The sequence below is a fragment of the Corallococcus exercitus genome, assembly GCF_042231735.1.
Classification (GTDB): domain Bacteria; phylum Myxococcota; class Myxococcia; order Myxococcales; family Myxococcaceae; genus Corallococcus; species Corallococcus exercitus_B.
In genome coordinates this window covers 6,206,089-6,220,370 of the sequence record NZ_CP102577.1, presented here as the reverse complement: position 1 = coordinate 6,220,370, position 14,282 = coordinate 6,206,089, and the positions used below count along the sequence as shown (strand labels likewise).

Here is a 14,282-nt window from a genome sequence, read left to right as displayed (position 1 = left end):
CACGGTTGCCTTGACTCACAGGCCCCCGTCACCAGACTGCGGCCTTTCCACACCCTGGGGTGGGCCGTTGGGGTCCTGCCATCCAGAACGACCCGTCGGCCCGCGCCCGTTCCCGCTGCTTTCCGCCCCCTTGATGAAGCCCACCCTGTTGCTCGTCGAAGCCCCGGGTCCGCACCGGGCGCTCTTGGCCCTGGCCTTCCAGAGCCAGGGCTGGCGGGTGCTGCTGGCGGCGGGGGTGGAGCCGCTCGTGCGGGCGCTGCGTGAGTCCCCGCCGGTGCACCTGGTGCTGGCGGCGGGGGGCCTGCTGGCGTCAGCGGGGCCCCTGGACGTGCTGCGCGAGGCGCTGACCGCGGCGGGCGCGGCGCTGTGGGTGGAGGCGCCGCCCGCCGAGCAGGAGGCCGTGCGGCGGCTGGCCGTGCCGGTGGCGGGCTTCCTCGCGCCGTCCCTGTCGCTGGGCCAGCGGGTGGAGGCGGTGCGGCAGGCGCTGCCCTCCCAGGCGCGGGAGGCGGATGACGGCCGGACCCTGCCGCGGGTGCTGGTGGCGGAGGACGACCCCGTCTACCGCAAACTGCTGCGGCTGGCGCTGGCCCCCTTCCGCTTCGAGCTGATGGAGGCGGAGGACGGCATGACCGCGCTGGAGCTGGCGCGGCGTCGGCCCCCGGACATCGTGCTGGCGGACGTGCTGATGCCCCGGCTGGACGGCTTCCGGCTGTGCCTGGCCCTGCGCCAGGACCCGAAGCTCGCGCGCGTGCCGGTCATCCTCACGCACGCCACCGCGCCGGACGAGCTGGACCTGCGCATGGCGGCCAACGTGGGGGCCAACGGCTTCGTGCGGCGCGCGCAGGGAGACGACGAGCTGGTGGCCACGCTCCTGCGCGAGTCGCGCGAGCAGGGGCCGCTGCCCGCGCCCGTGCCCGGTGAGCTGTCCACCGAGCCGCACCTGTACGCGATGGTGCGGCAGCTGGAGCGGCGCGTGGGGCTGCTGGAGCAGGCCGAGCGCACCGCGCGCGAGAGCGAGGAGCGCTACCGGCTGGTGGTGTCCGGCTCCTATGACGGCGTGTGGGACTGGGACGTGCGCAACCAGCGCATGTACTGGAGCCCGCGCCTCTTGGAGATGCTGGGGATGAAGCCGGAGGACTTCCCCGGCACCTCCGAGGCGTTCCTCGCGCGGGTGCACCCGGAGGACCGGGACGAGGTGGCGTCCGCGCTGGCGCGGCACCTGGAGCAGGGCACGCCCTACGACGTGTCCTTCCGGCTGAGGCACGAGGCCGGGGGCTACCGCTCGTGCGTGAGCCGGGGCCGGGCCATCCGCGACGCGCAGGGGCGGCCGGTGCGCATGGCGGGCATCATCGGCGACGTGACGGAGCAGCTGCGGCTGTACCGCGAGGCGCGCGAGGCGGTGCGCGTGCGCGACGAGTTCCTGGCGGTGGCCGCGCACGAGCTGCGCACGCCCCTGGCCGCGCTGCGGCTGCGCGTGCAGGGCACGGCGGCGGCGCTCAAGCACGAGCACCCGGTGGCGCCGGAGCGGCTGGAGCGCGCGCTGGTGGCGGCGGACCGGCAGGTTCAGCGGCTGGCGGACCTGGTGGAGGGGCTGCTGGACGTGTCGCAGATGCAGAGCCACGCGCCCCGGCTGAACCTGGAGGACGTGGACCTGGGGCAGGTGGTGCGGGACGTGGTGCTGCGCTCGGAGGAGATGGCGGCGCGCGCCGGGTGCCTGCTGGTGGTGCGCGACGTCGCGTCCGCGGTGGGCCACTGGGACGCGCTGCGGCTGGGGCAGGTGGTGACGCACCTCCTGGTCAACGCCGTGAAGTTCGGTCCGGGCCGGCCGGTGGAGCTGGAGGTCCGGGCGGACGCGGACTCGGCCTTCCTGGTGGTGCGCGACCACGGCATCGGCATCGCGCCGGACCGGGTGGACGGCCTCTTCCGCCGCTTCGAGCGCGCCGTGCCCGCGCGCAACTACGGCGGCCTGGGGCTGGGGCTCTACCGCCTGTACCGCATCGTGGAGGCCCACGGCGGCGAGGTGGCGGTGACGAGCACCCCGGGCCAGGGCGCCACCTTCCGCGTGCGGCTGCCCCGCGCGGGGCCCCCGGCCCGCCCCGCCTGAGGAGCGGACGTCCGGACGTCCGGCGCCTCTGTCCGCTGACCCACACATGGCGGAACGACGCTGCTGCTGGCGCATGGGGCAGGACGCAGCTTCCCCCCATGGGAAAACGACCCACCGTGCTGGTGCTCAACGGGAGCGAGGACCTCATCGAGGCGCTGGAAGAGGTGCTGGACGACGCGGGCTTCCAGACGAAGGGCGTGCGCGTGCAGGACGTCATGCGCGGGCCCCTGGACTTCGCCACGCTGGTGCGTGAGACGGCGCCGGCGGTCATCGTCTACGACATCAGCGTGCCGTTCAACCTGAGCTGGCACGCGTTCCAGAAGCTGGCCGCGAACCCGGCCGCCGCGGGCATCCCCTTCGTGCTCACCACCACCAACCGCGAGGGCGCGCAGGAGTACACCGGGCCGGATGTCATCGAGTTGCTGTTGAAGCCCTATGACATCGACCAGTTCACCCGGGCCGTGTCGCAGGCGGCGCGGCGGGGGGCTGTCGCGGCAGGCGCACGGTGAAGGTGGTGCCGGCTTCGGCGGTGCTCGTCACGCCCACGTGGCCGCCGTGGGCCCGCACCACCTGCCGGACGATGAAGAGGCCCAGGCCGATGCTGCGGTCCGCGCGGTTCTCCTGGTGGGAGCCGCCCCGCTCCAGCGGCTCGAAGAGGCGCGGCAGCAGGTCCGGGGGAATGGGCGCGCCGGTGTTGTGCACCTCCAGCACCGCGCTGTCGGACTCGCCCCGGGTGTGCACCCGGATGGGGGCGGCCTTGTCGCCGTAGGACAGCGCGTTGCCCAGCAGGTTGCCCACCACCTGGGCCAGCCGGTCCGCGTCCCAGGTCCCCGCGCCGTCTCCGGCCTGGGTGTGCAGGAGGGCGCGGCCGGGGGCCTGCGTCTGGGCCTCCTCGATGGCGGTCTCCACCAGGGCGTGGAGGTCCGCGTCCCGGGGATGGAGGATGAGGCCGCCGTGGCGCACCTGGGTGAAGTCCAGCAGGTCGCGGATCATCCGCACGGCGCGCTCGGTGGACGCGCGGATGCGGTTCACGCGCTTGCGCTGCTCTTCGTTGAGGGGGCCGCGGTCCAGCAGCAGCGAGGCGGCCAGCAGGACGGAGGACAGCGGGGTGCGCAGGTCGTGGCTCACGATGCCGATGAGCTGCCGCTCGAAGTCCCCGCGCTGGCGGGCCTCCGCCTCCAGCCGCTTGCGCGCGGTCACGTCCCGCAGGGCGCCCACCACCTGCTGGACCTCGCCCTCGCTGTTGCGGACGATGATGGCGTGCTCCTCCACGTCCCGCCAGGCGCCCCGCGCGTCGTGGAAGCGGTAGCCGCACCGCCACAGGTCGCCGCTCCCCGCGAGCGAGTCCATGAAGCCCTGCCGGACGGCCGCCAGGTCCTCCGGGTGGATGTGCTCGCGCCACCAGGCCTGGCGCGCCACGCGCGGGTCGTCCAGCCGGCCCAGCAGGTCGGGGTCTCCGCTGCTCCACTCCAGGGTGTCCGTCTGGGGGTTCCACTCCCAGATGGCGTCCTGGGTGGCGCGCGCGGCCAGGCGGAAGCGCTGGTCGCTCCTCCAGGCGCGCAGCTCCGCGGCGCGGACCTCCGCGAGCGCGCTTTCGGCCAGGGTGCGCCGGGCCTGCTCGTCGGACAGGAACCGGCGGGTCGTGTCGAGCGCCGCCGTCGTCTCGCGCTGCTGCCAGCCCCACTGGGCGAGCCCCAGCACGCGGGCCGCCAGCTCCGAGGACCGGAACGGCTTGAACACGTAGTCGTTGGCGCCCACGCCCAGCCCCTCGACGACGTCCTCGGGACGCTGGTGGGAGGTGAGCAGCAGCACGGGGAGCAGCGCCGTGGCGGCGTTGCCGCGCACGAAGGCGCAGACCTCCAGGCCGGTGAGGCCCGGGGTCTCCCGGTCCAGCACGAGCACGTCCGGCACCTGCTCGAAGCCCAGGGCCTCCACCAGCGTGGCCCCGTCGGAGAACAGGACGACGTCGCAGGTCGTGCTGAGCGCCGCGCGCGCGGCCTGGGCCTCCGTCGGAGAATCTTCCAGCAGCCACACCACCGGAGGACGGGTGGGAGGTGTCTTGGGGGGGCCAGGAGTCATCAAGGGACTGGGCCGGTTCCTAACCGGGCGGTCCTCCTCCCGTCCAGCCGGGGCCCGCGCATTCCGTGTGCTGGCAGGTGCCCAGGCGTGCAGGCGGGATCCCCACTCGCGAGCGCGGTCCGGCGGGTGTTCAGTTCCGTGCGAGGCGCACCACATCCTTGATGCCGGTGCGCTGGCGCGGCATCCCTGGTGCGTTCCCTCATTCGTTTCGCACGCCAGCCATTGAGGACGTCGCAGGGGCATTCAAGCCGAGTCAGACGGCAGCGGAGTAGATTCGAGTGGTGCGTTCACGCCGGGCACCTCATTCGCATCACGGGGCGGCACCGGACAACCTGCTGCATTCCAGACACGGAACCTCCCCGTTACGTCACCCCCTTCTGCTAGGTTGCGACGCTGGAGGTTGCCCCGCGTGCTTACGCCCCGTGTGGTTGTCTGGCCAATGCTGATGATGTTGCTGGGCGCGGTGGGCCCGGCATGGGCTGGGACGCCAGGGCCGCGTGTCACGCGGGAGCGGAAGCTGGTGGTCCAGGCGGAGGAGGCCGCGACGCTGCACCTGTTGCGCGTGGCACCCGGGACCGTCACCACCGTCATGTTCAACGATGACATCCTGCCCGCGTCCGTGGACACGAAGGCGCTGGCGCCGCTGTTCGGCCAGTTGAAGGTGTATCCAGGCGTGATGGTGCTGCGCCCCTCCGTGGCCATGCCGGAGGCGTCCCGGCCGCTCGTCACCGTGCGCTTCGCGGGAGAGGACGCGCCCCGGCAGGTGTCGTTCCTGCTCGTCACGGACCCCAAGGAGGTGGACACCGTCGTGGAGGTGTCCCGCCACGCGCTGTCCGCCGAGGACCTGGGCGAGGAGCTGTCCCTGCTGCGGGGCCGGTGCGCCGCGGCCGAGGCGGGGCTCGCCACCCTGCGTGCGCAGTGCGCCCAGACGGGACTGGCGGGCGCCGTGCTCACCGGTGCGCTGGCGCGTGCCCCGGTGTCGGTGGAGCGGTTTCCCAGCGCGATTGAAGCGCCAGGCCTGGAGGTCGTGGGGGGCGCTGTCCTCTACCGCCACCTCCAAACCCGCTTGATGGCCTTGACCCTGAGGAACGCACCTGACGCGGCACCGTGGGTGCCCGGCGTGGGCCGGCTCACCCGGTTGGGGCTGGATGAGAAGGAGGGCCAGGTCATCCAGCGGGAAATTCCCGTGCGGATGCTGGAGGCCCGACTGGCATCCGGTGCGAGTGGCCAGGTGGTCCTGGAATGGCAGATGCCCATGGAGCTGGATCCACGGGCCATCTATGTGCTGGAAGTCTGGAACCAGGAAGGCGATCGCTCCGTGCGATGGAAGGGATTGTCCCTGTGAGCAGTGAGTCGCCGGAACTGGAAATCCTCCATGCGGAGGCGGTGCTGGGACGGGTCCTGCTGTCCGCCGAGTGGTTGCCTCCGGGAACCCGGGTGGACCGCTGGGAGGTGGTGGAGCGGCTGGGAGCGGGAGGTTACGGCACCACCTATTCCGTCCGCCGTTCAGGTCGCGCGGAGGGACGGCTGTATGCCTTGAAGCTGTCGCGGCGTCCGGGAGAGAGGTGGTTCGCGCGGGAAGCGGAGTTGCTGGCGCGCGTGCGTCACCGCTCGGTGGTGCGGCTGATCACCCACGGTGTCTGGCGGCTGGGTCCGGTGGAACATCCCTATCTGGTGATGGAGTACGTGGAGGGAGAGTCGCTCTACGAATGGGCACTCGCCCGCAATCCCACGGCCCTCCAGGTGACAGGCCTGCTGGTGCAGGTGCTGGAGGCGCTGGCCGCCGCGCACCGCGAAGGCGCGCTGCACCGGGACTTCAAGGGCGACAACGTCCTGGTCGCACCGGATGGCAGGGTGAAGGTGCTGGATTGGGGCGCCGGCTGGTACGCCGGTGCGCCGCCGCTCACCGCCACTGCCCGGTTGCCACCGGGCAGCCCGCGCTACTACAGCCCCCAGCTCTTCATGTGGCGCGTGCTGTCAGAACGTCGTCCCGGAGCCGCCAGCCCTTATGCCTACTCCGTGGCGGACGAGCTTTACGCGGTCGGCGTCACCTTCTACCGGCTGTTGACGGATCAGTACCCCGCTGCTCAGTGGGGCGCGCCCCGTGATGCATCGGAGCCCCATGCTCTTCGCGCCGTGAGGGACCTCAACCCCCATGTACCGGAAGGGCTGTCGGAGGCCGTGACGCGGATGCTGGCCTTCGAGCCGGAGCGGCGGCCTGAAAGCATGGCGTTGCTGGCGGGGGAGCTGCGCAAGCACCTGTCCGACGGTGGACCGGCGTGGAGCGCGCCGCTGTTCGACTGGCGGGAACGGACGGCCAGCGGTTCACGCACGACGGTGGAGGCGGAGGAGGTCCGAGGTCCGGTGCTGCCAGGACAGGAGCTGACCCTGCGGAATGCCCGGGCCCGCCACGTGGAGGCAGTCCGCCGGCTGCGAGAGGCCCGCGAACTGCGCCGTCGCGATCCCGCGAAGGTGGCCGCCTCGGAGGCCCGGTCGCTGCGCGCGCTCCAGGCGCGGGTTCGCGGGACCCGTTCGCATCCACTCTTTCGGGGTGCGCTCGCGGTGCTGTTGGTGGGGCCGCTTGTCGCGGGCCTGACGGTGTGGAGCTTGAGGTGGGCCCTGGGGCGGGAGGACCCAGGCGAGGGACGGGACGTCCAGCAAATGGCGTCTCGTCCCGAGCCGGAAGAAGCTCGCAAGCCATCGACGGGCACCTCCCCACCCGTCCCCTTTCCTCTGGAGAAGGACGTCATGACTCCCCCTTCGCCGCAGCACGCGGCCGTCATTCCTACGCCCGCGCGGTCTGGTGTGCTCAAGCGGTGCTCCGCGGCGGTCGGCGCCGCCGTCCTGACGGCGTGCACTGGAGCTCAGGTGCGGCCAGAGCCGAGCCGGTGCCCGGCGGGCTCCCTGGATGCGATGCGAAAGCTCGGCCTGGTCGATGGCCTCCTCGGCGACATCTATACCGACATCCGACAGCCGGGTGACGAACCCAAGGAGCTCATCGTTCACGATGGACCCATCGTCAGCCTCGTCAAGAACCAGCGCGACTACGGCCTGCCGGAGGGGACCCGTCTGTACGGACGCCTCTGGACGGGCGATGGCCGCGTGACGGGCCGCTACACCAAGGCGGAGCTGCCGGACGGGCGCGTCTATCCTGTCTGCATCGTCTACGGGAATCGGGATGGCTTTCAATGGAACGAGGGCTCCAAGCCCGGCGCGGTCCGGATGCCGCGCTTCGCGGGCTACACCGTCGTGACGGTCTTCCCGTGAGCCAGACTTGTCGGGACACGAGGACAGGAGAAACGTTCTAATCCAACCTGATGGGTCCTGGAAGAATTTACTACTTTAAAAGTAGTCTGCCGTTGTTCTCATAGGAGCCCGCACGGCATGAGTCCTTCCAGGACGGCGAAGCCTTCTCCTCCGGAGTTTCTGTTCAAGACAGGGTCCAAGACCTTCGAGCTGGTTCGGATCCTGCGGCGGCGCGGCCATGGGGAGCAGCACTTCCTGGCGGTCCGGCGGCAGCCCGGGCGCGAGCCCGTACCGGTATTCCTCCAGGCGCTGTCCCTGCGCGGCGGGGACCTCTCCCCGTTGAGGGATCCGCGAGCGCGGTTGCAGGAATCACTCGCGCTCACGCGGCTGCTGGAGCATCCGCGCATCGCCCGGCTGCTCGGCGGCCACGAAGTGGACGACAGGCTCTTCCTGGAATGGGAGCACGTCCCTGGCTACACGCTGGATGACGTGGCGATGCTGCCGCTGGTGTATGTGCATTCCTATTCCGAGGCCTTCCTGGTGCACGTGGGTCTCCAGCTCGCGTCGCTGCTCGGGTTCCTGCATGCAAGGACAGACGCGCGGGGCCTGCCGCTGGGCTTCGTGCACCGCGACCTGCATCCCCAGGGCCTCCGGTTCGGACCGGAGGGCGCGCTGGCGCTCACGGACCTGGGGGATGTCTTCTCCCGGCTGCCGGGCCGGGTGCCCTCCAGCATCACGCGTCCGCACGGCGAGGTGTATTACGGCGCGCCGGAGGTGCTGTTCGGAGAGGGGGCGGATGCGCGTTCGGATCTCTTCTCGCTGGGGCTCATCCTGCTGGAGCTGGCGACGGGCCTGCACCTGTACAGCCTGCCGCGCGCCCTCATGGACGACCTGGAGGCGCGGCTGCCGGACGCGGATGCGAAGCGCGTGTTCCAGGGGATGATGGTGGCGGCGCAGGCGGGACAGGGCTCTGGTGAATACTCTGACGTGGTGGTGCATGCCGCCGCTTACCGGCCGGAGGACCTGGAGTCGCTGATGTCCCGGCTGTCGCCAGGGCTGCGCGCCATCCTCCACCGGCTGCTGCGCCGCGAGCCGTCGGAGCGCTATGCGAGCGCGGAGGACCTGGAGGTGGACCTCCGCGCCCATGCGGCGCGGCTGGGCGGGAACGACGACGGCACGAAGGCCGCGGAGGAGTTCCAGCGGGCGCTCGCGAGGACCTCGCCGCTGCTGGATGCATTCCAGACGGACGTGGGGGCCTTCCCGCCTGGCAGCGTGCTGCACCTCCCGACGCCCGCCATGTGAAGCGACTCGCGCCGGTGCACGGCGATGCGTGACGCCGCTACGCCCCGGGCGCCTGCTTCGCGTCGCCGTGCGGCAGCCTCACCGTGAACGTCGTGCCCGCTTCGTGGGTGGACGTCACGTCGATGGTGCCGCCGTGCGCCTGCACGATGGTCCGCACGATGTAGAGCCCCAGCCCCACGCTGCGCGTTGCCGGGTCCATGCCCGGGGCCCCGCGCTGCATGGGCTGGAAGATGCGGGGCAGCAGGTCGGGCCCGATGGGGGCTCCCGCGTTGTGCACCTCCAGGAGGACGCTGCCGGGCGCCTCGCGCAGGCGCACCGCCACCGGCGTGCCCTCCGGTGAGTACTTCAGCGCGTTGCCCAGCAGGTTCGTGAGCACCTGCGTGACGCGGTCCGGATCCCAGCAGCCGCGGATGGCCTTCGCGGGCAGGGACGTCTGGAGGACGCGCTCGGGGACGGTGATCTGCACCTCCTCCACCACCTGCCGCACCAGCGCGCCCAGCTCCAGGTCCTGGCAATGCACCGGCAGGCCGCCGCCCAGGCGCGCCTGGGTGAAGTCCAGCAGGTCGCGGATCATCCGCACCGCGCGCTCCGCGGCGGCCTGGATGCGCAGGACGGCCTTCGTCGCGCGCTCGTTCAGGTCGTCGCGCCGCAGGAGCGACGTCGTGCCCAGGATGATGGCGCTCAGCGGGTTGCGCAGGTCGTGGGACACGATGCCCACCAGGTACTGCTCGAACTCCGTGCGCTGACTCGCGGCCTCCTCCGCCAGCTTGTGCTCCGTCACGTCCAGCCCCGTGCCCACGAAGCGCACGGGCCGGCCGTCCGGCGCGAAGTGGACGTGGCCCCGTCCTGAAATCCACCGCACGGGCTGGCCGCCCTGGGGAGGCCGCACGCGGAACTCGCTCGCGTACTCGCCGGAGCCCCCTGGCCGGGAGGCCTCCGCGATCGCGTGCTCCACCTGGCGCCGGTCCTCCTCGAAGACGAACCGCATGGCCTCGTCGAGCGTCACCTCGCCCTCGGCGGGCAGGCCCAGCATGGCGCGGAAGCGCGCGTCCCAGGTGGCCCGGCCCGTGGCCGGTTCAATGTCCCAGCTGCCCATGTCCGCCGCGTCCATCGCCAGCCGCAGGCGCTCCTCGCTGGCCTGCAGCGTCCCCGCCAGCGACTCCGCCTTCTGGCGCGCGCGCACGGCCTCGGTGACCTCGCTGGCGACGACGAGGATGCCCTCGATGCCGATCTCCGCCGGGTGCAGCGGCTGGTAGACGACGTTGAAGTACGCGTCCTCCAGGGCGCCGTCCGGGGCCCGCGCCAGCCGCACGTGCAGCTCGTGGCCCACGTAGGGTGTCCCCGTGGCGCGCACGCCGTCCAGCAGCTCCCGGATGCCCTGGCCCTTCACCTCCGGCAGCGCTTCGAGCACGGGGCGCTCCAGGACCTGGTCGTAGGTGCGGCCCCAGAGCTGGCAGATGCGGTCGTTGGCCAGCGCCACGACGTGCGCGGGCCCCCGGAGGATGGCGAGCGCGATGGGCGCCTGCCTGAGCAGCGCGTGCAGCTGGCTCAGCTCCGTGACCGCCTGGACGCGCGCGGTCCTCGCCTCCCGCAGCAGCTGTTCGTGTCCGTTCTCCGTCTCCCACCGGGAGGTGACGTCCTGCATGGCGCCCACCATGCGCAGGCCCCGGCCCCGCGCGTCGCGCAGGATGACGCCCGAGTCGAGCACCCGCACGACGTCGCCCTGGCGGTTGAGGAACCGGTACTCGTCCTGCCAGCGCGCCTGCGTGCCCTGGATGGCCGCGTGGATGCCGCGCCGCACCCGCTCCCGGTCCTCCGGGTGGATGCGGGACACCCACCAGTCCACGACGGCGCCCGTCTCCTCCGGCGCGAAGCCGAGCAGCCTGCGCGTCTCCCCGCTCCAGGCCACCTCCCCGGTGAGGAGGTTCCAATCCCAGACGGTGTCCGCCGCCGCCTGGCTGGCCAGCCGGTAGCGCGTCTCGGACGCCTCCAGCCGCGCGTTGGCTTCGCGCAGCTGGCCCAGGAGCAGGGCGCGGTCGAGGATGCCGGAGAGGTACTCCACCAGCGTCTCCAGGAAGCGCTTGGTCTGCGGCGGCACCGGCCGGGCCTCCGCGAAGCCCACGCAGAGCACGCCCATCAGGTCGCCGTGGGGCCACAGCCGCAGGCCCAGCAGCGTGCTCCAGCCGGGGGTGTGCAGCCCCTCGCGCACGCTGTCCTCCAGGCCCCGCGCCTGCGCGAGCACCAGCGGCTCCTCCGAGCGGGCCACCCGGCCCAGGAAGGACGGCCCCTGCGGGTCCACCGACCGGCTGGGGGGCGGCGCGGGGTTCCCGGTGTGCGCGACGGGGAGCATCCTCCGGCCGCTCGCGTCCACGAGGAACAGCTCCGCCCCGGTGGCCTCCATGGCCCGGACGATGAGCTCCACCAGCGGCCTGAGCGGGCCCTGCGGATCCGCGCGCGGCTCCAGCCACCGGGGCGCCATCGCGTCCATCTGGCGCAGGAAGCGCTTCTCGCGCTGGCGGTCCTCCATGGAGTAGCCGGAGAAGAGGACCACCACGTGGTCCATGGCCTCCTCCAGCTGCTGGAAGAGGCACTGGAGGCCCGCGGCGCCGGGCTTCTGCTCCGGCTGGACGTCCTCCCACAGCTGGGGGATGAGCCGCCCCAGCAGCGTGTACTCGTCCGTCGCGTCCTCCTGCGTGGCGCCCACGCGCAGGCGCAGGTTGATGTGGGCCTCCTCCAGGCGCGAGCGCGTCTCCAGGCGCTCCGGCGTGGCGCCGTCCCGGCAGATGGCCGCCACCGCGTGGAGGTATTCCGGCAGCGTGGAGATGACCTCCGACGGCTTCAGCCCCTGCGTGCTCTCCAGCCTCCGCGCCGCCTCCGCGAAGCGCCGCACCAGGACGTCCAGGTTCGCTTCGATGAAGTCCGCGATGAGTTTCATGGGCCCGTAGAGAAGGGGGTAGGGGCTCGGGCCCCCAGGTGCAATGGCACCCCCGTGTTTCCCCGGGGATTCCCGACAGGCGGCCTGGCAGGGGCATGCCCTGCGTGAAGTCACCGTGCGCGCGCAGGGCAGGGAGGCACGCCAATCCTTGGCGCCAGCGGCGCGACCTGCGTAGGCTGCCCGGGTGCGCAGAGAGCCTTCGCGTTCCACCATCCTCATCGTCGATGACGAACCGGATCTGCGCGAGGTCGTGGCGGAGCTGCTGGAGATGGAGGACTACACGGTGCTCCAGGCCGCCAACGGCCAGGCCGCCCTGGAGGTCCTGGCCTCCCAGCCCCAGCCCTGCCTGGTGCTGCTGGACCTGATGATGCCGGTGATGGACGGACACGAGTTCCTCCACCGGCTGCGGCAGGACGAGCGCCACCGCGAGCTGCCGGTGCTGATGCTCACCGCCCACTTCTCCGCCAAGGCCCCTCCGGGCACGGTGGGCCTCTTGCGCAAGCCCGTGGACATCGCGGAGCTCCTGGCCATGGTGGCCCGGCACTGCCCCGCCGCCTGAGCGCGCGCAGCCTACGCCCGCACGGAGTGCACGGCGATGGCGTCCAGCAGCGCCTCCAGCTTCACCGGCTTGCCCAGCCGTCCGGCCACCCCCTGCGGCAGCGGCAGGGTGGGGTGCGCCGTCAGCACCAGCACCCGCGTCAGCGCGAGCGCGCCCGTGCCGCGCAGGTGTTCGATGAAGGCGTGGCCGTCCATCACCGGCATCACCAGGTCCAGCAGGATGAGGCCGGGCATCCGCTCCTGCTCCGCCAGCACGTTCAGCGCGTCCTGCCCGTTCGCCGCCGTGAGGGCGCGGTAGCCCTCCGACTCCAGGATCTCCCGCAGCGCCTCGCGGACGTCTTCGTTGTTCTCGACGAGCAGCAGCGTGGGGCGGTGTTGCACAGTGGACACACGTCCACCGTAGGGCACGGGCTCCGGCGATTCCAGGCCCGCCTCCGTTCCAGACGGCCGGGAAGCCCGAGGGCGGGCAGGCGGGCGTCCGCCAGGACTCATGCGATGGCTCGCGGCAGGGTCAGGGTGAAGACCGTGGCTTCCGCGTCGGACGTCACGGTGAGCGAGCCCCGGTGGCCCCGGGCAATCTGTTCGGAGATGAAGAGGCCCAGGCCCAGGCCCGACGGCACGTGGGCCCCCGTGCGCGCGCGCTGGAAGGGGTGGAAGAGCTGCTCCAGCTCCTCCGAGGCGATGGGCTCCCCCGGGTTGCTCACCCGCACGACGACCTGCTCCGGCTCGCCCGCGAGCACCAGCTCCACCGGGGCCTCCGCCGGGCTGTACTGCAGGGCGTTGCCCACCAGGTTGCCCAGGACCTGCGCCAGCCGGTCCGCGTCCCAGTGGCCCGTGAGGGGCCCGGTGGACGTCACCTTCACGGTGCGGTTCGGGTGCACCAGCTCCAGCTCCTCCACCACCTGGCGCGCCACCTGGCCCAGGTCCGCGGTGCCCGGCGTCAGCGGGATGCCGCTGCCCAGCCGGCTGCGGGTGAAGTCCAGGAGCTCGGTGATCATCCGCGTCATCCGGTCCGTGCTGCTGATGATGCGGCTGGCGGTGCGCTCCAGCGGCGGGGGCAGCTGCTCGCTGGCGACGAGGAAGCTGGCGCCCATGCGGATGGAGTGCAGCGGGTTGCGCAGGTCGTGGCCCACGATGCCCAGGAAGCGCTCGCGGAACTCCGCGGTCGCACGCAGCTCGGCCTCCGCCTGCTTGTGCCGGGTGACGTCCACCAGCACGGTGCCCACGCCCACCACCTCTCCCCGGGCGGTGCGCACCGGGTGGTAGCTGGCCATCACGTACAGCTCGCCCCCGGGCGCGCCCGGACGCTCCAGCGTGGAGCCCAGCTCCTCGACGGGCTCGCCCGTCTCCATGACCCGGCGCAGCAGGGGCTCCAGCCGGGGCGCGAGCCGGGGCAGGACCTGCGAGAGCGTCCTGCCCGGATAGGCGTCCAGGGACAGCCCGTCCAGCTTCGCCATGCGCGCGTTGACGCGCACGAAGCGCAGGTCCCGGTCCAGCAGCGACAGCCCCACGGGTGAGGACGTGAGCAGCGCGTCCAGCTGCGCGAACACCTCCGCCTTCTCCTCGCTCGTGCGCCGCACGTCGTCCACCAGCCGCTTGGTGCGCGCGAGCGCGTCCACCCGCGCGCGCACCTCCTCCGTGCGGAAGGGCTTGGACACGTAGTCGTTGGCGCCCGCGCGCAGGCCCTGCACCAGGTCCTCCGGCCGGCCGTGCGCGGTGAGCATCAGCACCGGCAGGGCCTGGGTCTCCCGGTTGCCGCGCAGGAACTGGCAGACCTCCGGGCCGGACATCCCGGGCATCTCCCAGTCCAGCACCACCACGTCCGGCGCACGTCCGGCGTGCAGCCGTTCAAGCATGGCGGCGCCGTCCGGGAAGGTCTCCACCTGGAAGCCTGTTCCCAGGGCCGCCGAGATGAAGCGCGCCTCGCTGGCGCTGTCGTCCACCACCCAGACGCAAGGTGCGGGGCCCGGTTCAGGAGGAGGGGGGCCCGGCGGGCGGGGGAAGGAGGCGTCGGACGAAGGAGGCGGGCGCATGGATGGAATTCGGTTCCCGGAGTAG

At 72.3% G+C, this 14,282-nt stretch carries 9 protein-coding genes and 1 pseudogene; 6 read left to right on the top strand and 4 right to left on the bottom strand.

Annotated features, from left to right (window positions below; genetic code table 11):
• The first annotated feature begins 133 nt into the window (after positions 1 to 133).
• On the top strand, positions 134 to 2,104 hold the full coding sequence (locus tag NR792_RS24575; protein ID WP_375761687.1) for a PAS domain-containing protein: 1,971 nt from the start codon (positions 134 to 136) through the stop codon (positions 2,102 to 2,104).
• A 98-nt stretch (positions 2,105 to 2,202) separates the two neighbouring features.
• Positions 2,203 to 2,613, top strand: a complete 411-nt coding sequence (locus NR792_RS24570; RefSeq protein ID WP_375755112.1) for a hypothetical protein — start codon at positions 2,203 to 2,205, stop codon at positions 2,611 to 2,613.
• On the opposite strand, the gene NR792_RS24565 is transcribed toward NR792_RS24570, so the two are convergent.
• Positions 2,555 to 4,183, bottom strand: a complete 1,629-nt coding sequence (locus NR792_RS24565) for an ATP-binding protein (protein ID WP_375761686.1) — start codon at positions 4,181 to 4,183, stop codon at positions 2,555 to 2,557. The two genes, NR792_RS24570 and NR792_RS24565, sit on opposite strands and share 59 nt — an antisense overlap.
• A gap of 409 nt (positions 4,184 to 4,592) precedes the next feature.
• Between NR792_RS24565 and NR792_RS24560 the strand changes: the two genes are divergently transcribed.
• From NR792_RS24560 to NR792_RS24550, 3 genes and pseudogenes are all read left to right on the top strand, one after another.
• On the top strand, positions 4,593 to 5,528 hold the full coding sequence (locus NR792_RS24560) for a DUF2381 family protein (protein ID WP_375755111.1): 936 nt from the start codon (positions 4,593 to 4,595) through the stop codon (positions 5,526 to 5,528).
• Positions 5,426 to 6,409 (top strand): annotated as a pseudogene (locus NR792_RS24555) (serine/threonine-protein kinase); the annotation flags it as partial. The gene NR792_RS24560 and the pseudogene NR792_RS24555, both read left to right, overlap by 103 nt.
• A 1,158-nt stretch (positions 6,410 to 7,567) precedes the next feature.
• Positions 7,568 to 8,731, top strand: a complete 1,164-nt coding sequence (locus tag NR792_RS24550; RefSeq protein WP_375755110.1) for a serine/threonine protein kinase — start codon at positions 7,568 to 7,570, stop codon at positions 8,729 to 8,731.
• A 37-nt stretch (positions 8,732 to 8,768) separates the two neighbouring features.
• Here the strand turns inward: NR792_RS24550 and NR792_RS24545 are convergent, their stop codons facing one another.
• A complete protein-coding gene (locus tag NR792_RS24545; protein ID WP_375755109.1) occupies positions 8,769 to 11,666 on the bottom strand; it encodes a PAS domain-containing protein in 2,898 nt (965 codons plus the stop codon).
• 184 nt (positions 11,667 to 11,850) lie between these two features.
• Here NR792_RS24545 and NR792_RS24540 point away from each other — a divergent pair, with 184 nt between their 5' ends.
• Positions 11,851 to 12,225: a response regulator gene (locus NR792_RS24540; protein WP_375755108.1), complete on the top strand. Its 375-nt coding sequence runs from the start codon at positions 11,851 to 11,853 to the stop codon at positions 12,223 to 12,225.
• An 11-nt stretch (positions 12,226 to 12,236) separates the two neighbouring features.
• Here NR792_RS24540 and NR792_RS24535 read toward each other — a convergent pair whose 3' ends face one another.
• The gene (locus tag NR792_RS24535) at positions 12,237 to 12,614 is read right to left on the bottom strand and encodes a response regulator (protein ID WP_375755107.1); all 378 of its coding nucleotides are present in this window, start codon (positions 12,612 to 12,614) and stop codon (positions 12,237 to 12,239) included.
• Between the two features lie 98 nt (positions 12,615 to 12,712).
• Positions 12,713 to 14,257, bottom strand: coding sequence for a response regulator (locus tag NR792_RS24530; RefSeq protein WP_375755106.1), 1,545 nt, complete (start codon positions 14,255 to 14,257; stop codon positions 12,713 to 12,715).
• Between the last annotated feature and the right edge of the window lie 25 nt (positions 14,258 to 14,282).

What these genes read in the sequence shown, in the direction of transcription:
- NR792_RS24575 (WP_375761687.1), top strand. Translation starts at nt 134, where the DNA reads ATGAAGCCCACCCTGTTGCTCGTCGAAGCCCCGGGTCCGCACCGGGCG.
- NR792_RS24570 (WP_375755112.1), top strand. Translation starts at nt 2,203, where the DNA reads ATGGGAAAACGACCCACCGTGCTGGTGCTCAACGGGAGCGAGGACCTC.
- NR792_RS24565 (WP_375761686.1), bottom strand. Translation starts at nt 4,183, where the DNA reads ATGACTCCTGGCCCCCCCAAGACACCTCCCACCCGTCCTCCGGTGGTG.
- NR792_RS24550 (WP_375755110.1), top strand. Translation starts at nt 7,568, where the DNA reads ATGAGTCCTTCCAGGACGGCGAAGCCTTCTCCTCCGGAGTTTCTGTTC.
- NR792_RS24545 (WP_375755109.1), bottom strand. Translation starts at nt 11,666, where the DNA reads ATGAAACTCATCGCGGACTTCATCGAAGCGAACCTGGACGTCCTGGTG.
- NR792_RS24530 (WP_375755106.1), bottom strand. Translation starts at nt 14,257, where the DNA reads ATGCGCCCGCCTCCTTCGTCCGACGCCTCCTTCCCCCGCCCGCCGGGC.